Below are 21,164 nucleotides of genomic sequence, written 5' to 3' on the forward strand. Positions count from 1 at the left end.
CGCTTCGTGCCTGGAGCGGACATTGCTAATCAACGAGATATATGCAACCTGAATACGGAGCTCTTTATGGTCACCACACATGTTTTCATCGCGGTCAGTCTTGATGGTTATATCGCTCGACAGGATGGCGATATCGACTGGCTGTTGAAGCGCGATGACCCGACAGAAGATCATGGCTATGCCGCATTCATTGCGGACAAAGATTGGATCATTATGGGGCGAGGCAGCTATGAGAAGGTGCTGACTTTTGACGAATGGCCTTATGATCGACCCGTGCTGGTGCTTTCCCGGCAGCTAACCGATACCCCCGTGCCCGAGGCGCTGAAGGGAAAAGTGCAGTTTTCATGCCGCACGCCAAGGGAGGCTCTTGCTGACCTGATGGAGAAGAACGTGCACCGGGTCTATATCGATGGTGGGCAATTAATACAGTCGTTCCTGCGCGAAGGTCTGGTCTGCGCGACGAACAGCAGCAAACACAAAGACAAACTGCGGGTGTGACGAGGTGAGGGTCGTAGCCATAGTGGCAACCTCCATTGAGTAGCGGTTATTGCCACCACCGGAGTTCCTACGCTCATGGGTGGTGACCCGAACGGGGGTTGGAATACCGGCCTCAATGAATACCGGCCAGCCCGAAGGCTGCCCCGCCCGGATCACCATTATCTGACAGGGGCTAAGGTGTAAACACCACAGCCCGAAAAATGGGTGTGCCTGAGCAACGACGTAAAAAAAGACGCAAGGCGCGTCCGGTGTCGCCAATGTTGTAAACGGGACGCCAATCCCGGCTGCCGATTTTGCGACAGCGGGAAAACTATACCTGGAAACGGCGAAAAGAAGCAAGCCAGAAAAAGGGGCTGTTTGCTGAACGATCATCATCATGCGTCATAGCCCCGGTTACGTTCGGCAATGCGATCCGCCATCCATGCAGTGATTTCAGACTGCGCCCACGCCACATTTTTTCCGCCGAGGGAGATTTGTTTCGGGAAGGCTTCCCGGCTGATGAGGTCGTAAATGGTCGAGCGGGACAGGCCACACAGATGCATCACTTCGGGCAGACGGATAAAGCGTTCGTGAACGGTATCAGAAACCGGCATCAGTGGCGCGGCAGGGGCAGAAGACGGGGAAGAAAAAGCGGTGTGCATCGGGCTACCTCACAAAGTCCATACAGTGCCGGTCGTGTCCGTCCGGCTTCGGGTAGCTCACTATTTTGTGAATATTTTTACGCAGGGCAACAAGTCATTTTGCAGTGAAATCCCACACAACAAACCGTTAACAGGTGAATGGCAAACAGAGGCATACACTGGCAATCCTGTGGCAATCCTGTGGCAATCCATTGGCAATCCTTCTATTGCTTTTGTTTATATTAATTTGCTTTTTAATTACCAAAAGGTCTAAGTGAATAACTGGCTGAAAAAACAGGAGGGTGAACAGTGGTGAACAGACGGTGAACAGTCAGACCCTCAACTGTTCACCACTTATCTTACTGTATTACTTATCTTTTTCTTAAAGGTGAACAGTAGTGAATAGTTAATCGTAAAAAAACAAACAGAGTGAGGGGGGGGGCCTGCGACCTTTCTCTGGCCAGCCGGGTTTAAAGTCCTGTTTGTGCCATGTCTGCGACAACGGCAATGAATCGAGTTGTTGTCTGAGGGACGGCAGAATGGCGTCAGGTTGAAAGCACAGAGAGAACCCGACGATGAAACCAGATTTGTTTACCGCAGTAATGAAAACCATCGGCAGCACGCAGGATGAGAACATCCGCACGGCCATTGACAGCGCACTGGATACCCTTAACGAGAAATCAAACCAGAACGCAGAGGCCACGATAAATAACGCACTTGATGCGTTCAGCAAGGCCAAATCCGCGCACACGGAAAATATGCTGAAACTGAATGATATTGATGCCGCCATTACCCGCAGCGAGAAAGAGCGTCAGAACGCCCTGAATGAAAGTGCCGAAGCCGAACAAAACTGGCGTACCCGTTTTCGCGAACTGCGCGGCATGATGACCCCGGAACTGAAAGCCGAACACAGTCAGCGAGTGGCCGGTCGGGAGCTGGCGGAGGAATTCACCGCCCTGATTGATGAACTCAACGATGATAAAGCCAGTACCATGCTGTCCGCCTGTACATCAGGAGATAAGTACGTCGGCACGCATTTTACGGTGTTCTCTGCCTACTCCCGGAATGAGTGGGCGACCGTGATGAAAGACATCCCTCCCTCACTGGTGCGCGCATTTGCGTTACGTCTGCGTGAACTCGAAATGAAAGGAGAAGAACACCCTCACAACGTTCTCATTCAGGAACTGGGGGAGAATGTACTGGCGCAAAGCAGGTACTACACATTCAACATGGCGCAGGAGCCGGTAATTTCAAAAATTGGGCTTCACCGTCCGGCACTCACCGGCGTGGACATGAAGCTCTTTAAAAGCCCTGTTCTCAGAATGGCGCGGGCTAAAGAGCTGGCACAGAAGAAAAAATCGCGGGGGGTTAAGCCATGATGCGCTGTCCGTACTGCAAACAGGCTGCCCATGTCCGTACCAGCCGTTACCTGTCGGATAACGTCAAACAGAGCTACCTCCAGTGCGTGAATGTCTTTTGCTCCGCAACCTTTCGCACCATCGAGTCTATCGACGAGGTGATACGGCCACCGTCAGAAGAAAAGCCCGAACCGCCGCAGACAGTACCAGAAACACCGCCCCGAATTCTGGACTGCGCCCGCTCATCGCTGCGCCACTGATTCAGGAGAAAAGACAATGGCACGAGCACTACTGGAACAGGCCTTTGAAACCTGTCAGAAGAATAAATCGGACTGGATGAGCAGCAAGTCAGCACTGGCGCGGGCTGAAATGGCGCTGAAAGAGCTGGAGCTGACCTGCACCCGTTATGAACCGGAGGTCGCACAGGCGCTGCGGGATGATATTGACCTGAAAAAATGGGCGGTAAATCAGTCGGCCGGGCAGTACATCCGGTCACATGAGGCCGTGCAGCGTATCAGTATCCGGCGTCAGCTCCACGCCTTTATGCAGGTAAGCGGCGACGCGCTGGCCACCGCACTGGCACCGGAATTAATGCACCTCTGCGAACAACCTGACATCGTCAGAGAACGGGCTCTCGACCGGGCGGCCGCCAGTGTTCGCGAAGCGCTGTCCGTTCATGTAACCCGCGGAGGAAATATTGATTATGCAGAGGAAGATCGCGACATTCTGACAACCATCGGTTTCCGGCCTGACAGAGCATCGAGAGACGACAACCGGGCAAAATATACGCCTGAACAGAGTCAGATTTTCATGCGCCGACAAGCCGCGCAGACTCGCAAAAAATCCGCATAAAACGCCCCGAAAATACCCGTCTTTTTAATAAAAATAGCCATGCATGCCTACGCTGCATGGCTTTGCATGCAAAAACCTGAATTTTCCACACCCCGCCGCACCAGCACTGGCGCGGCCTGAGTCCCTTCATGCACCTGCATTAAAAGCGCTCTAGGAAGCGGGCAGGCGTGGCGGGGAGAGCATTGCGCGCCAAAAGGCTTGAAAGGAATTGTTCTCGGAGGCAATATTAAGATTAAATAAAACTAAAATCAGGACGATTGTATGTATGATCAGTCTTTCAATCCGCGGACACTATCACGATGCTTTAAGCCTGAGGATTTCCAGAAAAATAGAGCATTAAGTCTAGACAGTGTTAGAGAAAAAACCATTCGAGCTGCAATCGAGAGATCTAATAATGGTTTTTTGGGATATAATTTACGATCATCAGTTTTAAGAGGGAAGAAAGTATATTGGGCCGACGAGTTAGCTGATACTTTGGTCTTGAGGAAAGTTGAAAGTAATTTATCTAATTTGTATCAATTGAAATTGCCCTCTCGAACAATGATTGTTGATACATTAAATTTATTTTTATCGGAATGTTCACAGTATAAAGTATATAGATTGGATATACATTCATTTTATGAGTCTTTTAATAAAGACTATATTTTTAAAAAAATTGATGAGTTAGAACGATTGGAAATGAAAACGAAGCAACTCTTAAAGGAGTTTCTTTATTCATTCTATTTGACTGGTGGCGAAGGAATACCAAGAGGATTATCAATAAGTGCATACTTAGCAGAGTTACTAATGCATGATTTCGATAATCATCTGAAAGATGATAAGTCTGTATTTTATTATGCTAGGTATGTAGATGATATCGTTATTGTTACTAGTGGTTTTGAGGATAGTAATGCTTTTATAGAGAATGTAAAATCTATCCTTCCACCGGGACTGAGCTTTAATGAAGGGGAAAAATATTACATTAGCGATTTGATTCCAAAATATGCTAAGAAAAAAAATACCGAATCACCCACGAAATTGTTAACCTTTGAGTATTTAGGATACGATTTCAGTGTTGGAGATAAAATAGAAGAGTGCAATATAAGAGGGTTTTATAGATTAATTGAAGTTGATCTTGCACATGCAAAGGCTAATAAAATAAAAAGCAGAATAATTTATTCTATTATTGATTATAATAAAACAAAAGATTTTGAGTTGCTATGTGAAAGGCTAAAGTTTCTATCTACAAACTTTAGTATTTTAGACTCTGGTAGAGTATTAAAACGATTATCTGGTATTCATTATAATTATCCTCTCGTTGATGCCAGAACTTCAAGGCGTCTTGCTGAACTGGATTTGTTTTTAAGAAAAGCTGTATTATCGTCCAATGGTAAAGTTTTTTTTGATTTTCATGCGAACTTAAATCAATACAAAAAATATCGTTTGCTTAAAATTAGTTTTGTTAGAGGCCATGAAAAGCGTCATTTCTTTCATTACTCTGCTTTAAAAATGATGAGAATTCAAAGGTGTTGGAAATATGTCTAAAAAGAAGGAAGTAAGAGTTAACAAAAAAGATTTTAATAGGGTTCTGGTAACTGAAACCATACCTTATGAAACACCTATAATAGTGTCCAATGATGGTTTTTATAACAATGTAGTAAAATACCAAACGGCCAATGATATAGCTAAGTTATTGACTCAAAGAGTTATTCTGGGTGAAAGAAAGAAAGGCAGGTATACGATTCCATATGTCTTTAAAATTAATAAAAATGAGACAGAGTTTCGGCGGTTAGCTTTCCCACACCCCATATCTCAGATTGAAATGCGAGATTTTTATCTCCACTTTAATCAAGTGATGATTAATTTCTGTTCTAAGAGTGATTTTTCTATTCGGAGACCAGTAAAGGTTGCAAGTACTTATTACTATAAAAATTTGCTGGAAGATAAGAATTTATATAAGAGAGGGCCTATTGATACTGACAAAAACGAACTATTGACTCGGCATGCTTCATCATATTTTGGCTATCATGGTTATGATCGTTTGTATAAATTTTTTATGTCTAATGATTTCATTGACCTTGAGCGTAAATATAATACGTTATATACATTAGACGTTTCAAAATGTTTTGATAGTATCTATACTCATTCAATTTCATGGGCTACAAAAACTAAAACTTTCACTAAAGGCATGTTGGCTAATAAATCATTAAATTTTGGTGATGCATTCGATAAATTAATGCAACGTTGCAATTTTAACGAAACTCATGGTGTGATAATTGGTCCGGAAATTAGTCGTATATTCGCTGAGATTATATTTCAAAAAATAGATTTGAATGTTCAATTTAAGTTAAGGAATATTGATACACCATTAAATAAAGGTGTCGACTATGATATTCGTCGTTATGTTGATGATGTTTTTATATTTTCCAAGAATGAAGTTAACGCCGAAATAATATATAAGGTTTATGCTGATAAATTAAATGAATATAATATGCATGTGAATTTGGGTAAGGTAACAAAAAACAGTCGGCCTTTTATCACAGCAAAAACGCAAATTATTCATCATGTCAATCAAAGGATGAATGTTTTTATTGATTCATTTCTTTCATATGACGATGAAATGAAATTAATTGCTAAGCCTATATACAATAACAGGAAATTAGCAAACAAGTTTATAGATGAAGTTAAAATTATATGTTCCGAAAGAAAATCAGGATATGGTGAGGTTTCCTCTTATATTGTGTCTGCTATTTTTGAAAGAATTAAAAGATTAACTTCTTCAGTTAATCAAGCAGAAGATAAAGATATATATAATGTAATGTATGTTTTGCTTCATATTTCATTATTTTTTTTCAGAGTTGCACCTTCTGTTAGTTCGTCATATAAGCTAGCATCAATACTTATAGTAACCCTAAGATATTTTAAGGCTAAAGTCCCATCTTATAGTGATCTTATTGCATCATATATTTATTTTGAAATTGAGGACTTTCTTAAAGCCGCTAAAAATGGAAAAAAAACCATTGATAATTTGGTCAGTCTTGAAGCATATAATATTATGTATGTTATTGGAGAGTTAGATCAAGATAGATACCTATCAAAGCAGTTGGTTGAGGATGTTTTTAGTGAAGTTGATTCCTATTTTGACATAGTGTCCTGTCTGTATATTGTGAAAGATAAAAAGGTTTATGATTCACTTAAGAATAATATTATTGACGTTATAAATTCAAAGTTAATGTCAAGTGATAATATTTTAGATTATAGTGAAAAGGCAATGCTTTTTTTGGATGTTATGTCCTGCCCGTATATTGATTTAAAATGGAAAAAAATATGGTTGAAGTCAATTCTAAAAGAATTGCAAGAAGCTACTCCTAACAATAATGAAATAGATAGTTTTATAAGTTATTCTGTAGCAAATCCTTGGTTTGTGGACTGGAGCAATGTCGATCTTTTGAATTTCTTAGAAAAAAAACAATTGAAAAAAGCCTATTGAATTGCTAAGTTATTGTCAATGCAACCAATATGCCCTACACGATTTTTCGATATACTAGGGCTGATTACGGTAGGTAAGTTACACGTAACCTTAGCTACCCTATGACGCTCAAGAGCAGCAATGCACACACTAAGGGATGAGGTTGCTTCAATTTCTTTTATTTTCTACAAAATTCCCCCACCACTGCATCAGTTCTACTCTTTGTTGCAAATAGACAGAGCGATTGTATGCTCTTCTTACTTCATTCTTATCAGTATGTGCTAGTGCTGCTTCAATGACGTCTGGATTAAATCCTTTTTCATTGAGTGTCGTGCTAGCTATAGAGCGTAAGCCGTGAGCAACCAACTTCCCATTCCAGCCAGCTCTTTTTAGCGCAGCATTAGCCGTCTGGCTATTCATAGCTTGCTTTGGATTATTTCTACTTGGGAAAATATGCTCACGATGGGCACTGATAGGTTTCATCACATCCAGAATTTCTAATGCTTGTGGTGATAAAGGAACAATGTGTTCACGCTTAGCCTTCATTCGTTCGGCGGGAATCGTCCAGATTTTGGCATCGAGATCGATCTCTACCCAGCGAGCACCAGAAGCCTCAGAAGGACGCACTAGGGTCAGAAGCTGCCACTCAATAAGACAGCGAGTCGAAACAGTTAGATTTGACATGACCAGAGAACGCATCAGCTTGGGTAATTCTTCTGGTCGTAGCGTGGGCATGTTTTGCTTTTTGGGTTTCTCAAATGCCATTCCAACACCTGACGCCGGATTTGCATCAATCAGACCGGTATTAACCGCGTAAATCATTATCTCGTTAATACGCTGGACTAGGCGACGAACCGTCTCTAATGCGCCACGTGCTTTTATTGGCTCCAATGCTTCAACAATCGTTCTGGCCTTAATCTCCTGAACTGGTATCGCACCGATTGCCGGGAACACGTCTTTATCCAAAGAGCGCCAAATATCCTTTGCATAATCCTCTGTGACACTTCTGCTTTTAATCTGGAACCAGTTAACAGCCACTGTTGAGAAAATGCTGTCTAACTCAATCTGGCGTTGTTCTGACGCTTGCTCCTGTTGCTGTTGTGGATCCATGCCTTGCGCGAGCGTGGTTAAGTGCTGGTCGCGTATCTGACGAGCAGCTGCGAGTGTAAGGGCAGGGTATGAGCCGAGACTCAAATTTGTGCGGCTGCTGCTTCCCGGTCGTTGATAACGGAAGCGCCAGAGTTTTTTACCGGAGGTTTTGACGAGCAAGAACAAGCCATCACCATCATGCAGGGTGAAGTCTTTTTCGCGGGGTTTCGCTTTGAGGATTTCGTTGTTAGTGAGGGGGCGTGTAATGCGCGCCATGTCTGGATCCCTTCCATAATTGGTACACGTTTAATGGACCACAGTATAGCGTGTACCTAAACGTGTACCAATTTTCTCTGGATTTAGCCGGATGCCCTCGGACAATGACAGACACAAAAAAGCCCGTAGGGCTTGTGCCGTGCGGGCTTTCTGTACTTCACCGGACGTATCCGGATCATCATTTGGGCTGGCGTCCCTGTAATCTACTCTTTAATTATTTGATTATTAAATATATTAATTATTTGTATTTTACATTGAGGTGCAATGAAGGGATAAAAAAAGTATTGCGGCTAAAAAATAAGCACATTTTGAATGTCATGACTAACGGTGAGGAGTTGAACTCATGAGTTCAACTTCCGAAGGTGATTGAATGACTGTTAATTTAAAATAGTCAACTAAAAAAGCACTTTTTGCTAAAAAAGTTGTTGATCGTCATAAGCGATATTCGAATAATAGCCTCATCAAAACAACTATGAGGAAGTATATGAACGAAAGAAAAAGACTTATCCGCTTACCCGAAGTGTTAAACAAGACTGGTTTTTGTAAAGCGTGGATCTATCGGCTGATTAGCCGGGGTGATTTCCCTTCTCCGATCAAGACTGGTGAAAGAACTATCGCATTTGTTGAAAGTGAAGTTGACAAATGGATTGATGAAAAGATATTTTATTCGCGTAATCAAGCGGCGTAAAAATCATTACAGTACTCTATTTTATTATTTATATGATTACACCGCTTCCAGTGTAAAACGTCTCAAAATCGCTTACAGAGCGTTTTAAAACTATATATGAAAAACATAACTGATATTAAGTAAAACAGAGACTGGGGTTTAATCTGGTCTTTTTTTTGTTTTTCATCTAATCATGTTTTTAAAATATTTTTGATTTTATCTATTGACTGATGCTATATATAGATTTATATAATATAAAGATACAAAAGATTAGAAATGCTTCGTCGACTTTTAACTAATGTTAAATACCACTTCCAGAAGCCTCTAATCTGCATGATTAAACAAATTTCGCCGACTTTGACATAGATAAAATGTCAATACCATTTCCAGAAACATTTAATCTACAAAAGCAATATAATATTACCCTTGTTGTATCAAGGTCTAAGTACGAAGGACATCGAGTGTTTGGTGAAACTTAGAATATTGCGGCAGCGGTTAACCGGGATATGCGTAGCTGCCAACCTGAATCGCACAATCTAAAAAATTTACAAACAGTAGTATAGACTCTTTAGTAAAACGAGAGTTGTTTGAAAGTTTCATGATTTGTGTTTGCGTGGGTCGTGGGGGAAGTATCAGAATGGAAACGTTCTGAATATTTTCAAGACGCAATGAGCATCTCCTATCTCTCTTTTTTAGCCTTTTTGGCGTGGGGGGTAGGGGGGGAATGCTTAAAGAAAAACTATTTCCTCCTTCGGAGGAAAACTACTACGGCTGAAAGCCGCCCCGCTAAAACACAAACCCTCAAACCTTAAAACCAAAAACTTTTAAATTAATTAATTAGTACTACTAGTACAAAATTTTTTAATAAAAATAAAGGTTAACCCCCCAGATGGGTAAATATAAAAGGTAAGGTGCTATTTCATGAGGCACTAATAGAAATATAAGTAATGTCAGATTACTGATAAAATAAAAAAGAAGTCGGATTACGCCAACTTCTTTTTAAAGATGAAATGGTATTGGAGTGAAATTAATCTAACAACCCGCGAGAAGCTTTGCTTGCTGTTTGTCTAAAGGTATAGCGTTCAACCACATCACCTTTAAACCAGATCTCAAGTTCTTTCATGTGCGCTGTGCTGCTATTCTTCAATAACGCTAATCCCGGTATGTAATTTGAAATCTGAGATTCACCGGACATAACGGAATATCCCCACATTTCTTTACCATCGTTAGTTTCTTTAGTCTGAGGTTCCCCATAAAGATGAAGGATATCTTGTTGAGTAGTTTTACCTTTGATAATTTTTGAGGCTATATTTTGCTGCGTTTCGTCTTTAATAGATTTGTTTCCATAAACAGTACAACTTGCCAAAGGAAGAATAATGAATACTGCCGTAATAAGTTTTTTCATATCAACTCCGATGATAAATAATAATAAAAAATAAAGTTATAAAACATATTTATTAAAAATGAGGAGCCAGCGATCGCAGATCTGCTGATTGGTCGATGATGTTTTGTTTTTCATTGGTAGATTGATTTTCCATGAAGGATTTTTTATATCATCTGTCAGTATAAAAATACCGGAACGCTGATTAGCTAACATTTGCTCATTGCTGTTAGCTCCAGCGGACTTTATCATAGAGTTTAGATTATTACCTGTGTTATAAATTTTTCCGGCTTCGGATAGCGTATAATTTATTTCCCTGATGCTGTCGTATTTGAAAGTGCTGTCCTTATCTGTATTGAAAATACGTACTGTGTGTTTTTTAGTATCAATGACTACACCGGTATTTTGACATTCATATGAGAGGACATCCCCATCTAATACCTCTGTATAAGTATTGAGGTATCTTCTTTTTTTAGGGCCAAAGTAAAAAACTTGGCAGAAGATCAGGATAAAAATCACTGCCCAAAAAAGAAAAATAATGTTTTCTGTTTTCATAAAATTTCATTCCTCATAGAGCGATTGTTTTTAGCTTAATCATGAAGATACCAAGGTGAGTAGCCCGGTCTTCCACGCTCCGAGCATACCATGAGGAGGGCTACTCTCAAGCAAAATGATCGTTATTACAGATCGATTAATTAATATTGATAGGTTTTGACGATTAAAATGGGTTTATCGATCGATGTATTAATTGTTTTAATCGATCGATTTGTTAATTGTGATAGTTTTAAGCTATCATTATATCGATTTTGATCGATATAAACGATACGATGTCAGGTGAAAATAAACCTATACTATCAATTGGTTAAAGTAAATATAACGCTGAGTCATTCATTGGGGATAAAAAATGAGTAAAATACTTAGCGCGGTATTGGTCGGTTTCTTCTGTTCTCATATGCTTCACGTTCTTCATTGAATCGCTGTTCAGTGAATGATATTGACTGTTTTGCCGTATGAAGCTTATTTCTAAACTCACTTTTTGACTGTGTTTTATTATCTTGAGAAAGTTCAGGAACGGCAGCGCCACTCATCAGATAAGCTTTTTTCTTCGCTGCTACTTCTTTATTTTCTAAATCTTCTAACTCTTCTTTTTGTGCTTCTGTTAAGTGTAGATTCTTATCTACTTTCTCATCGGTTAAATTAATATTTGATGTTGAACCTATCGCTGCTGCTGAACTGCTTTTACTATTATTTTTAGTAGTGTGAACTTTGATTTCATTATCAGCATTAAAATCTGCTTTATCTTCTTTATTGAGTTTAGATTGAAGATATTCACCAACTTCGCCGAGTTTATTTTGCGGGTTGTTTTCATTGCCTCCCTGTGTAGCATCTTGCAAAGATGCGGCAGGGGAGGAAGCTGGAGCCAGCGGCGAGGGCTTAGGCTGTTTCTGTTCAATGTGGTTAAGTGCTTTTGCCTCTTGTGATACTTTCACTCCTTGGAGCATGTCAAAGCGTGCTTGTCGCTCTGGATTGCGGCTATGTCCTCTATGGATAGTCGGCGGTCTGTCTAAGCTGATAGCCTGCGCCTCTTGCTCAACCGTTCTGAGAGGGGGGAGGATAGCGTCAAGCTCTGCTTTTTGTTCTTTCAGTGAACGATGATCAATACGCGCATCGATGCCAGCCTTTTGCATGTGCTCGTTCGCTGTGTCTGCCCAGCTCTTGCGCCATTCTTGTAGCTGCTCTTTGCTGTTCCATTCTCTGACCTTTTGCCCGAACCCTGCACCGTCAGGAGTAAGGCGGCGAGTAGTTAGCATTACGTGAAAATGTGGGTTGTCGCTATTGAGCTTGTGAAAAGCTATATCAGCAATCATTCCATTTTTTACAAAATGCTCTTGGCAAAAATCTTTTGCTAACGCCTTTTTTTGTTCGTCTGTCATTTCGACAGGAAGCGCAATATTAAACTCGCGTGCTAACTGCGCATCTTTTCTTTTTTCGTTTTTTTCTATCGTGTTCCATAAATATGCAGGCTTTAAAAAATTACGGTCTGCGCTTTCAGGTATTAATATCACACTGTCTGAAATACCTTTCTTTTTGCTGTAGTCGTGGATCTCTCCTGTGTGTTCGTCCGTTAACTTCTCGCCGTGGCGATAAGCTGCCGCAGCTACGCTACTATGCCCCTTACTGCGTGTTATTGTTTGAGCGCTCATATGAAATATTGCCATTGTTTCTATCTCCTGATATTGAAAGCAAATACTTTTTAAAACAAGCAAAATATATTTGCTTTTTTAAAAAGCGATTAAGTAATATTGAGCATAAAGCGAATATAACTTTTTATTTTTATGCGTTAGTAAATCCCCATTTATGGGGCGCGCACATTCGAAGAATGTATAAGTGCGCTATTGTAGTTTTTAGCAAAACTAAAATAGCCGCCGCACGTGAGCCTTTTATCTGAAAAATGCGTTCTAAAAACAAAAAAATATATATCGCGCTTTACTTAAATAAATAATTATATTACTTAATATATATAACAGAAATTACAAAAAATAAAAGAGGTGGAACATGAATGATATTGATAAAAAAATTGAAGTGGCAGCGTCTGATCTTCTTAAGTTGATTATTCAAAAACTACAGGATGAAAATACAGATATTGTTTATAGGACAAGCTTATTTATAACTTACAATCTTCTTTCTCATGAGAATGATTTTACTGTTGTTTATGACATGTTAGGAGGAGAACTATAATGATTGGGAATGATGATTACGACTATTATGATAATGAGTATTTGAATGATAATACTGTGGAAATTTCTTTGAGTTGTGAAGATTATGAATATAGAGAAGATTCTTTAAAAGAAAAAGATATTGAAAAAAGGTCTGTTTTACAGAATATGATTGAGTATAAAAACGAATTCACATTGTTCGGAAATCTATATGAGATGTCCGGCGTGATCGGATTTACATTAGTGTTATTGGTAGGGTTTATTTTAACTTTACCAATTTTATTGATCAGTGGATTGATTGCTTTTTTTATTACGATAAAAGAAAAGAGAGGTTCAAAAAATGGCGTTTAATATAGAAAAATATAATAAAGTAAAAAAAGAAATTGAGCAAAGAGCAAACTTATTGAATAGAATGGAGCAAGAAATGAAGGCAGAAGAAAGGAAAAAAGATGCGACACGTAAAATAAAAGTCGGCGCTGAACTAATAAGAATAGTTAGAGAAAATAACATCGAGACATTAGATTTTGCGAATGATATTTCTTTGTTAGTAGGAGCGTTAACTAATAATCTAATACTGAAAAGAATAAACGATCAGCGTGAGTTCTTAAAAGTTGAAGGCGATAAAAGATTGAATGAATGGAAGCTAAAAAACAACAAGAAAAGGAGTAAAGCAGATGAATAACTTAAGACCTAACCCGAACCCTCGAAAAGAGGGAACGGCGGATATGATGAACCGCCTAAATTTCTATGATACGTCTTTTACTTGCTTACATTTTTTAATGATAGATTTTGATAATGACATGCAAGAAATGAAAAGAAAAAAAGATTTTCATCCGCTCCAGCTTTTGAATAAGCACGATAGAGCAAGCTTGGATTTAGAAGTGCGAAATATTATTAGAATATCACTTGCTAGTAAAATGTTAGATATTCAAAGCGAAGAGCTTTTAAGCGCTGATTTATATTTTCATAAAAAGGATGAGTTAGATATATGTGAAGACGCGCGAATAATAGGTTATGTGTTTAGAGAATTTGTAAAACAAAGAATAGAAACAGCGATTAAAAACATTGAAGAAGAGAGAAATATATGAGCCTATTATCATTATTAGCAAAAGCAAAACCAGCAATAGATGACGGTGGGGCTAGTTTTATGGGGCCAGCGATGGGGTTTTTTGTTGCTGCTTTCTTAGTTGCTATTATTGCTTCTGTTGTTTCAAGTGCTTTTGCTTCTGCTAGGAACTCTGCTGATGTAAGTATAAGCAACGCAAAAAAATATCACGTAGCATTAATAAAAGAACAATATAGAAGGAAAGGCGGAGGCTGATATGTATTATTTAATATGTGTGGTTTTTATGGTTGTATTTTTTATTGTTTGTATGTTGTCGGTGATGTATTCCGCTGAAATATATCAATGGCAGCATTATAGTGCCTATAATTTTAAGCATTGGTTAAAATACGGGAAAAGGAAAAAAGATCATGAAGGAGAGAGAATAAAAAAGGAAGATAAAAAAATGACAATAGATAATATATTGAGGCTTCTACGAAAGTACAAAATAGACTTTGATCCTAATGAGTTAGTAAAAGAAAGTTTTAATATTAAATTAAAATACTATAAACTTATATTATCCGAAAAGGAAAGATTGAGAGAGAATAAAAGATTAGATGCTGAGTTAAAACAAAATATGAAAATAGAGGCTGATGAATTTGACGCTGAAAAGTTTCAAAAAGAAGCAGATGAGCGTTATAAGTTATTCATGGAGCGCCGCAATGTCTCCAATAAGGCTAAATGACAACTCCTGTATTTAGGACGTCAAGCAGAATGGAGTGGAGGGCTCTTTTAAGCTGGCGCTATTGTTCTTGTTGAAAAACTCTGAGTATAAATTATCTTATTATGTGAACGATAGAAATAAGCCGATCGTTTAAGATAGAGATCGGCTTTCTTATTGAAGAACTATAATTTAATATCAAGATTTTTTATAATTTTTAATTAATCATATTTATTAAGCCCGCGAGTCAGGTTTTCATGTAAGCTAGTGAAATCAACGTGCTCATCTAATATTTCATAGAGTTTCATTACAAACTCTTCTTCACTAATCTTTCTGTCCTGCATGAAAGCAAGTATCTTACGGTAAAGCCTTTTCCCGTCATTATCTTCTTTATAAAATTCTGGAGAGTTTGTTTTGAACTCGTTTTCTTCACGCTGATAGGCAATTAATAATTTATCTATGGGATCAACATCAAAAAATCTATCATTTATTTCTTTTTTTATCACTTTATTGGGGGTTGTTATTAATATGTTTCTTAGATATTTCTCAACACTGTTTACTGGTAAGAAAAATTTTTTTAGACTCTTATATTGCTTTGGAATAGATCCAGCGACGTCGCCATCAAGTACGCTTATTATTGTTTTTCCGACCCCTAACACATTTTTATCCGACAACTCATAGTGCAATTTCAAAACATTAAACCAACCGCCGACGGGCATTACATTCACTAATCTACTGTTATTCAACTTTAGTTTATCAATCGATCTTTTAATAATTATTTGTGCTAATTTATCTTCTACCAGCAATAAGTAATCAAACCCATCATGCGTATATACATCGCGAATTGCATAACCGGGATAACAAGGGTTGACTATGTTAAAGCAGTTTTGATCGTTTGAGTCAAATTCAAGTTTGAAAATATTATTAGGGGATATTGAGCGTATTACTTCTGGGGAGTGAGAAGTAATAATAACTGTCAGATTGTCAAATTCTGACACCAACTTCTTCAATAAATCTAAAAGATTTGTAATTGCTATAGGGTGTAATGCCAACTCAATTTCATCAATGAGCATCAATATTGGTTTGTTTCTTGATAAAGATCTTCGAACCAATGAGTTATAAATAAAATGTAATAATGATATGGTTAAACACTCTCCTGAGCTCATTCTATATTGACTTATAATAGAATCTCCACCATTCATAAAGTATGGCGTGTTTTTTAACCCTAATTTTTCTCTGATGGTTTTATTTTTAACTCGCTTAAGGTCTGAATAATGCTTCTTATCTGAATGGAGTATTTGCCCAAGATGTTCTACGACGTATGAATCCGAAACTACAATCTCATCTTCTAAAATTTTACCCTCTTCTACAAGCTCATCAACATTTTTTGAATCAATAAAACGCATTCCATAAAAAAGGCTTCCTTCATATGTGCCATTAAATCTTATCGAATTAGGGAATGTATCTGATTTCCAAAAGCCATCTTCGCAATACCACCTATCAGTCTGCCCATTAAATGTAAACTCTACAAATGATTCATCGCTGAAATCCTGTTTTTTAAGTAATCCTAAGTTATGTCTTGATACCAATTGAGCAAGGCATGACATAATAGTACTTTTGCCAGTGCCATTATTGCCTACTATAGCATAAACGCCATTTTCGATGGGTAGTTCAAGCAATCCATTAGGAATTCCTTTTATCTTATGTATAGTCATCTGAAGTATATTCATAGATATTTTTCCACAGAAAGTTACTGTATGTATTGTTTAAGTAGACTTCTAGACAGGGGGTGAACCCTAAAAAATTGACAGATTAAATTTCTTTATAACATAGTTTATGCTTTGTTTCATTATGCAGCAATAGACTTATATTTTTTTATTTGAACATAATCACCCCACCATTGCATTAACTCTATCCGTTCGGCTAAATATTCTGCACGGTTATAAGCCGCAATGATTTCATCTTTTTTAGAGTGAGCGAGGGCTGCTTCAAGAACTTCAATCCTAAACTTCCCCGCTTCTTCGGCTGCTGTTCTGGCAATAGAACGCATACCATGTGCCACCAGTTCACCGCCAAAACCCATGCGGATGATCGCTGCGTTAGCTGTTTGCTCGTGCATATGGCTAAGAGGAGCTTTGATGCTGGGGAAAACCCACTCACGATGACCGCTGATTGGTTTCATGGATTCAAGAATACGCATAGATTCTTTACTCAATGGAACCTTGTGGGGCCGTTTCATCTTCATGAACTCAGCGGGGATGTTCCAGAATCGGTTCTCTTCGTCGATGTCAGTCCAACGAGCACGGACAGCCTCCCCGGGGCGAACCCATGTAAGAAGTTGCCATTCAATTAGCTGGCGTGTTTCTAAGCGTATAGATGCGTTTGCTAAAGCTGCTATGAACCTTGGTAACTCGCTGGGGGGGAGGGCTGGCATGTTTTGCTTCTTTGGCTTGCTGAAACGCTGTGTGAGGTTATCAGCAGGGTTGAACTCAATAAGCTCTTCTGTGGCCGCATAACGGAAAATTTCGTTCAGTCGGGAAATTATACGGCGTAGAGTTTCAAGAACACCTCTTTGCTCGATAGGGTCAAGATGTTGTTTCAACATCTTAGGGCGGATCTCTTTAATAGGAATATCCCCCAAAGTTGGAAAGATGTTTCGTTCAAGGCTACGCCAGATATCCTTAGCATGATCTTGCGATATGCCTGATGTTTTAATTTTTTCATCAAGCCACTTTTTCGCCACTGTTTGGAATGTGTGTTCAGTGGCATCTTTGAGCGCTTGGGCTTTTTGCTCATTGTGGGATTGGGGATCGATACCCTGTGCAAGCAAAGAGAGGTATTCATCCCGGAGCGCTCTTGCCTGCGCAAGAGTCAGGTAGGGATAGAACCCAAGACTCATTTTGGCCCGTTTCTTGGTTAAAGGAACGGTATAGCCGAGGTGCCAGATTTTTTTGCCACTTGGTTTGATACGCAGGAACAAGCCATCTCCATCCCATAGCGTGAACTCTTTCTCTGTGGGCTTGGCCTTTTTGATCTCTGTGTCAGTGAGTTTTGTTGCTACCTTCGGCATTTTTGCTCCCTCGTTTTTACTCCCTCATCGACGAGGGATAATAGGAGGGTGCCATAAGGAGTGGTTTCTAGCAATTCTCAGTAGACTTCACTGGACATGAAAAAGGCCGCAACCCCTTGTGGAATGCGGCCTTAGTAGACTTTAGTAGACGTCATTTTACTAAAAAGTGGTGGAGCTGGCGGGAGTTGAACTCGCGTCCGAAATGTATTTAACTCATTGAAAATAAACAATTCTCTTGCTGCTATATACCTCAAGTGCATTTTACGTGCATATTGAGGTATGTCTAACGTCCTGATTCTGTCCAACATTTTGAAATATTTCCCCCGCTACAGCGAGGCTGAAATCGCGGTTTTACCGTCATATTCAGCCAGGTATTTACCGTAGTTGCGGAATATCATTTCCGGCCCTTTGTGGCCCATCTGTCCGGCAAGCCAGAAGAGGTTAACGCCCTGGCTAATATGCTTGGTGGCGAATGTGTGCCGCGTCTGGTACGGGTTACGATAGCGCACGCCAGCTTTTTTCAGTGTCGGCACCCATGCTTTTTTACGGATAGCGTCGGCGTTCGCCCAGGGTTCTCCCGTTTTCGGGTCGCTGAATATGAACTCACTTTTCATAAAGGTGTATTGCTTCTGCGCCTGCAGGGCCGCCAGCGCCTCACTGTTCAGATCCACCTTACGGGTACCGGCTTTTGTCTTGGTGCCTTTAAGTACCCCTACGACACTGGCCGCCTGAACGTGGGCTGTGTTCGCGATGGTGTCGAGATCAGGCCAGCGCAGCGCGCACAGTTCGGAGCTCCGCAGACCGGTATTGAAAGCAAAGCGGAACAGGTTTTCCCATTCCGGGTACCTGCAGCTCTGGTAAATGGCGAGGGTTTCCGCTGGCGTGAACGGGTCAACCTCGTAATCGTCGGCGCTCGGGCTGCTGTCGATCACGTGGTACCGGCTTGCGCTGACGAGGGTTACCGGGTTAATGGTCAGCAGGCCATCCGTAACAGCTTCATCGATGGCGCTGCGCAGAAACGAAAGGTTATTCCTGGTCGTTTTCAGCTTTGTTTTTCGGCTGGCTATCCAGTTTTTAAGGACCGCTGGCGTCAGTTCTGACACGTGGAGTTTATGCAGAGCTGACAGCGCCGACAGGCATTTTTCATAACCGTTGATAGTCGACGGGGACAGGTTGCGGTTCTGGCAGATTTTCAGGTACTCGTCCAGGTAAGACTTTATATTTTTGGTTTTCTTTACTACCCCGAAAAGCTCCAGCTTTTTGGAGTTTGGGAAGTATTTCGCATAATCGAATGTGCCACTGACGATCTGGTTTTGTATCTCCCCGAGCAGGCGCTCGGCGTACTTCACACCGCGCGCGTTTGCTTCCATTTTGGAGAGGGGCTCCCGGCACAGAACCCCTTTGTATGTGAAAGTGATAACCAGAGTGTCGCCAGTTTTATGCTGGCGGATAGTTACTCCTCTTGGGAGAGATAATGATCCTTGTTCTTTCTTGCCCACTTTGAAACCTCCGTTAAGTCAATCCAGCGTTCTTTAACGCCATCGACTTTTAATACATGTACTCCCTCCTTCCATAACCCCCTTTGTATCCGTTTGTTAACGGCTTCTACCGTTTCCCCCGCGTCCCTGCAGTACGTAGAAAGGGGTACACAGTCAAGACTCATGACTGACCTCCCGCCCGAAAGCCTGGGCATTTTCCAGTTCATTAGCTGCATAAATCAGGGCGTTGTGATGTGAGCGAAAACCACCATCGAGTTCGCGAGCAGCTCTGTCGCGCAAGATGTCGATCGCTGACTGATAATCTTCACCCACAGGGGCTGTTTTCATCGTTTCAAGCTCGATAATCTGCCCATTTTTATACATATCCATCAGCAATCCGAATTGTGAACGAGCGGACACGATCAACATGTACCGAATGCTATTTGCGAACATATTGGTGTCTTCATCGTGCAGCAGATCCTCAACGTCATTACCTCCAGTGTTTTGGAATAACGTAAGGTACGGGCGCATCCATTCAGGTACGGTATAAATCTCTTTTGCTGATTTGCTCATTGTGCTGTCTCCTTTTCAGCTTCAATAATGCTGTCGACCATCATCATCAGAGAGCCGGCCATGTCGTCGTAGTCGGTCCATGCGCTACTTTCGAAGAACTGAGCAGCGACTACCGGCGCGAGCTGACTTACAAGATACTGGCGATAAGTCATGCCCTGAGGAGAATCAGTGCGAGGGCATGGGTAAGCTGGTTGTTGTCCCGTTTTCATAATCAACTCCCGAAATCCATCAAAAATTTGTACTCAATCAGCGAGCCGAACACGACGGCCACCAACAACAGGCCAAACAGCAGGGAAAGGAAAAGCGCTTTCATTTTCTGTCCTTCAGTTTGCTGTATCGTTCATGGCTCATTACTTCCCAGTTCTGGCCGCCGTCTCGGGACAGCAGCCGCCAGCGGCGATTAACCCTCAGGCTCAGGTTTCCGGAGCCGTGCATACGGCAGGGATGAATCCGCCTGGCTCTGAACTGGCGGAGGACATGGACCGCCTGCAGGTGCACCCACTCAGGAATTCGTATCGCTGTCAGGGCCATTGTCCTTCTCTCCTGCAGGTGGGGTGATCGTGTAACCGGCGCGTTCAGCCATCCATAAAAAAGTCTCCAGCGATGCTGTAACCTCGCCGTTCTGAACCGGGCGCGCGTGGATAACTTTCCCGTTCTCGATTGTCAGCACGATATTTACTGGTTCGTGCGTGATAATTGGTGTTTGATCACTCATGGCTTGTCTCCGCTGTGACTGATTTTTGTTTCTTGGCGAACTCGACCAGCTCAGCAATGAGATCGTCGATTAATGCCTTTCCGCTTTCTGTCAGGAACTCACCGCTGCCATTCACATCTACGGCGTTGCTGTAAATTCCTCTGATGGCTTTTACGCCGTCAATATTCCCGTATTCACTGAGAGCCAACTTTTCGAATCGTCTCAACAGACCATCAAGCAGTATTTCTGTTAATTCGACGGTGTTTATTCCCCCCTTAGGCATATTAATAATGATGCAGGTGCTTCCGGTTTTACGCTGGTGGCGTAATAACGCACTCTTTAAAATTCGTCGGCGATACGTAGTGATTAAATTATCCATTTAATACACCTTTCGTTGTGCATCTTCATTTGCTAATACGATCCTTTCCTCTTCCTCGGTCCAGCTATATACCGACCCGGCAAGGTCATAAGCCAGACCTAAAAGGCCGTCAAGTTGATGGCAGTCAAAATCCTTATGGTGAGCGTGAATTGTTTGCATGAGGAAGTTAAGTTGTTCAGCTTTAATATTCACACCTTGCACGTCTTGGCGATCTTGTGTTGACATGATTTATCTCCCGTATGCTTTCCTAAGATATAAATTCGCGATATCCCAGTAACCGGCTGAACAAAATAACTTTGCA

General features: G+C 40.8%; 27 protein-coding genes and 2 pseudogenes. 13 read left to right on the top strand and 16 right to left on the bottom strand.

What is annotated here, in order from left to right; all coding sequences use genetic code 11:
• Nucleotides 1-66: 66 nt before the first annotated feature.
• A pseudogene (locus APU02_RS02760) lies at nt 67-453 on the top strand (dihydrofolate reductase family protein); the annotation flags it as partial.
• Here the strand turns inward: APU02_RS02760 and APU02_RS24800 are convergent.
• Nucleotides 448-876: pseudogene (locus APU02_RS24800) on the bottom strand (ash family protein); the annotation flags it as partial. The pseudogenes APU02_RS02760 and APU02_RS24800 overlap by 6 nt on opposite strands.
• Nucleotides 873-1,139 (bottom strand): AlpA family transcriptional regulator, encoded by a 267-nt coding sequence (locus tag APU02_RS02765; protein ID WP_000556587.1) that lies wholly within the window; start codon nt 1,137-1,139, stop codon nt 873-875. The gene APU02_RS02765 and the pseudogene APU02_RS24800, both read right to left, overlap by 4 nt.
• 554 nt (nt 1,140-1,693) lie before the next feature.
• On the opposite strand from APU02_RS02765, the gene APU02_RS02770 reads away from it, so the two are divergent.
• From APU02_RS02770 to drt3b, 5 genes are all read left to right on the top strand, one after another.
• Nucleotides 1,694-2,497, top strand: a complete 804-nt coding sequence (locus APU02_RS02770; RefSeq protein WP_060569181.1) for a hypothetical protein — start codon at nt 1,694-1,696, stop codon at nt 2,495-2,497.
• Nucleotides 2,494-2,736, top strand: coding sequence for an ogr/Delta-like zinc finger family protein (locus APU02_RS02775; RefSeq protein WP_060569182.1), 243 nt, complete (start codon nt 2,494-2,496; stop codon nt 2,734-2,736). The genes APU02_RS02770 and APU02_RS02775 overlap by 4 nt, the downstream gene beginning before the upstream one ends.
• A 16-nt stretch (nt 2,737-2,752) precedes the next feature.
• The gene (locus APU02_RS02780; protein WP_060569183.1) at nt 2,753-3,328 is read left to right on the top strand and encodes a phage polarity suppression protein; all 576 of its coding nucleotides are present in this window, start codon (nt 2,753-2,755) and stop codon (nt 3,326-3,328) included.
• A 261-nt stretch (nt 3,329-3,589) separates the two neighbouring features.
• Complete coding sequence (gene drt3a, locus APU02_RS02785; RefSeq protein ID WP_060569184.1) at nt 3,590-4,852, top strand: antiviral reverse transcriptase Drt3a; 1,263 nt, start codon at nt 3,590-3,592, stop codon at nt 4,850-4,852.
• Nucleotides 4,845-6,797: an antiviral reverse transcriptase Drt3b gene (gene drt3b / locus APU02_RS02790; protein ID WP_060569185.1), complete on the top strand. Its 1,953-nt coding sequence runs from the start codon at nt 4,845-4,847 to the stop codon at nt 6,795-6,797. Before drt3a ends, drt3b begins: the two co-directional genes overlap by 8 nt.
• Nucleotides 6,798-6,944: 147 nt before the next feature.
• Here drt3b and APU02_RS02795 read toward each other — a convergent pair whose 3' ends face one another.
• The gene (locus APU02_RS02795) at nt 6,945-8,141 is read right to left on the bottom strand and encodes an integrase domain-containing protein (protein WP_060569186.1); all 1,197 of its coding nucleotides are present in this window, start codon (nt 8,139-8,141) and stop codon (nt 6,945-6,947) included.
• Between the two features lie 484 nt (nt 8,142-8,625).
• Here APU02_RS02795 and APU02_RS02800 point away from each other — a divergent pair, with 484 nt between their 5' ends.
• Nucleotides 8,626-8,829 (top strand): AlpA family transcriptional regulator, encoded by a 204-nt coding sequence (locus APU02_RS02800; RefSeq protein ID WP_060569187.1) that lies wholly within the window; start codon nt 8,626-8,628, stop codon nt 8,827-8,829.
• A 1,006-nt stretch (nt 8,830-9,835) separates the two neighbouring features.
• Here APU02_RS02800 and APU02_RS02805 read toward each other — a convergent pair.
• The 3 genes from APU02_RS02805 to mobQ form a co-directional block, all read right to left on the bottom strand.
• Nucleotides 9,836-10,213: a hypothetical protein gene (locus APU02_RS02805; protein ID WP_060569188.1), complete on the bottom strand. Its 378-nt coding sequence runs from the start codon at nt 10,211-10,213 to the stop codon at nt 9,836-9,838.
• 36 nt (nt 10,214-10,249) lie between these two features.
• A complete protein-coding gene (locus APU02_RS02810) occupies nt 10,250-10,744 on the bottom strand; it encodes a DUF4755 domain-containing protein (protein ID WP_060569189.1) in 495 nt (164 codons plus the stop codon).
• Between the two features lie 362 nt (nt 10,745-11,106).
• On the bottom strand, nt 11,107-12,408 hold the full coding sequence (mobQ, locus tag APU02_RS02815) for a MobQ family relaxase (protein WP_060569190.1): 1,302 nt from the start codon (nt 12,406-12,408) through the stop codon (nt 11,107-11,109).
• Nucleotides 12,409-12,745: 337 nt separating this feature from the next.
• On the opposite strand from mobQ, the gene APU02_RS02820 reads away from it, so the two are divergent.
• Genes APU02_RS02820 through APU02_RS02845 form a run of 6 tightly spaced genes read left to right on the top strand, consistent with a single transcriptional unit; the run spans nt 12,746 to nt 14,693 of the window.
• The gene (locus APU02_RS02820; protein WP_060569191.1) at nt 12,746-12,928 is read left to right on the top strand and encodes a hypothetical protein; all 183 of its coding nucleotides are present in this window, start codon (nt 12,746-12,748) and stop codon (nt 12,926-12,928) included.
• On the top strand, nt 12,928-13,257 hold the full coding sequence (locus APU02_RS02825; protein ID WP_060569192.1) for a hypothetical protein: 330 nt from the start codon (nt 12,928-12,930) through the stop codon (nt 13,255-13,257). The genes APU02_RS02820 and APU02_RS02825 overlap by 1 nt, the downstream gene beginning before the upstream one ends.
• Nucleotides 13,247-13,588: a hypothetical protein gene (locus tag APU02_RS02830; protein ID WP_060569193.1), complete on the top strand. Its 342-nt coding sequence runs from the start codon at nt 13,247-13,249 to the stop codon at nt 13,586-13,588. Before APU02_RS02825 ends, APU02_RS02830 begins: the two co-directional genes overlap by 11 nt.
• The gene (locus APU02_RS02835; RefSeq protein ID WP_060569194.1) at nt 13,581-13,994 is read left to right on the top strand and encodes a hypothetical protein; all 414 of its coding nucleotides are present in this window, start codon (nt 13,581-13,583) and stop codon (nt 13,992-13,994) included. The genes APU02_RS02830 and APU02_RS02835 overlap by 8 nt, the downstream gene beginning before the upstream one ends.
• Nucleotides 13,991-14,227, top strand: coding sequence for a hypothetical protein (locus APU02_RS02840; RefSeq protein WP_048212951.1), 237 nt, complete (start codon nt 13,991-13,993; stop codon nt 14,225-14,227). The genes APU02_RS02835 and APU02_RS02840 overlap by 4 nt, the downstream gene beginning before the upstream one ends.
• A 1-nt stretch (nt 14,228) precedes the next feature.
• Nucleotides 14,229-14,693 (top strand): hypothetical protein, encoded by a 465-nt coding sequence (locus APU02_RS02845; RefSeq protein ID WP_060569195.1) that lies wholly within the window; start codon nt 14,229-14,231, stop codon nt 14,691-14,693.
• A 197-nt stretch (nt 14,694-14,890) separates the two neighbouring features.
• Here APU02_RS02845 and APU02_RS02850 read toward each other — a convergent pair whose 3' ends face one another.
• From APU02_RS02850 to APU02_RS02895, 10 genes are all read right to left on the bottom strand, one after another.
• A complete protein-coding gene (locus tag APU02_RS02850; protein ID WP_060569196.1) occupies nt 14,891-16,399 on the bottom strand; it encodes an AAA family ATPase in 1,509 nt (502 codons plus the stop codon).
• 119 nt (nt 16,400-16,518) lie between these two features.
• Entirely contained in the window at nt 16,519-17,739 is a 1,221-nt protein-coding gene (locus APU02_RS02855; RefSeq protein WP_060569197.1) for an integrase domain-containing protein, read from the bottom strand.
• 326 nt (nt 17,740-18,065) lie between these two features.
• A complete protein-coding gene (locus APU02_RS02860) occupies nt 18,066-19,238 on the bottom strand; it encodes a DUF3596 domain-containing protein (RefSeq protein WP_060569198.1) in 1,173 nt (390 codons plus the stop codon).
• Nucleotides 19,193-19,402 carry a hypothetical protein gene (locus tag APU02_RS26815; RefSeq protein WP_000050710.1) on the bottom strand — a complete coding sequence of 70 codons (210 nt, stop codon included), beginning with the start codon at nt 19,400-19,402 and terminating at the stop codon, nt 19,193-19,195. Before APU02_RS26815 ends, APU02_RS02860 begins: the two co-directional genes overlap by 46 nt.
• A complete protein-coding gene (locus APU02_RS26650; protein ID WP_192841972.1) occupies nt 19,392-19,790 on the bottom strand; it encodes a hypothetical protein in 399 nt (132 codons plus the stop codon). Before APU02_RS26650 ends, APU02_RS26815 begins: the two co-directional genes overlap by 11 nt.
• On the bottom strand, nt 19,787-19,999 hold the full coding sequence (locus APU02_RS02880; protein ID WP_060569199.1) for a hypothetical protein: 213 nt from the start codon (nt 19,997-19,999) through the stop codon (nt 19,787-19,789). The genes APU02_RS26650 and APU02_RS02880 overlap by 4 nt, the downstream gene beginning before the upstream one ends.
• A gap of 100 nt (nt 20,000-20,099) precedes the next feature.
• Nucleotides 20,100-20,321, bottom strand: a complete 222-nt coding sequence (locus APU02_RS26820; RefSeq protein ID WP_023325729.1) for a hypothetical protein — start codon at nt 20,319-20,321, stop codon at nt 20,100-20,102.
• Nucleotides 20,293-20,505 carry a hypothetical protein gene (locus APU02_RS02885; protein ID WP_023150192.1) on the bottom strand — a complete coding sequence of 71 codons (213 nt, stop codon included), beginning with the start codon at nt 20,503-20,505 and terminating at the stop codon, nt 20,293-20,295. Before APU02_RS02885 ends, APU02_RS26820 begins: the two co-directional genes overlap by 29 nt.
• On the bottom strand, nt 20,498-20,863 hold the full coding sequence (locus APU02_RS02890) for a hypothetical protein (RefSeq protein WP_060569200.1): 366 nt from the start codon (nt 20,861-20,863) through the stop codon (nt 20,498-20,500). Before APU02_RS02890 ends, APU02_RS02885 begins: the two co-directional genes overlap by 8 nt.
• A complete protein-coding gene (locus APU02_RS02895; RefSeq protein ID WP_060569201.1) occupies nt 20,864-21,088 on the bottom strand; it encodes a hypothetical protein in 225 nt (74 codons plus the stop codon). It abuts the gene before it with no gap.
• Nucleotides 21,089-21,164 lie beyond the last annotated feature (76 nt).

Source organism: Citrobacter sp. 50677481 (assembly GCF_001463265.1).
Taxonomy (GTDB): domain Bacteria; phylum Pseudomonadota; class Gammaproteobacteria; order Enterobacterales; family Enterobacteriaceae; genus Citrobacter_A; species Citrobacter_A sedlakii.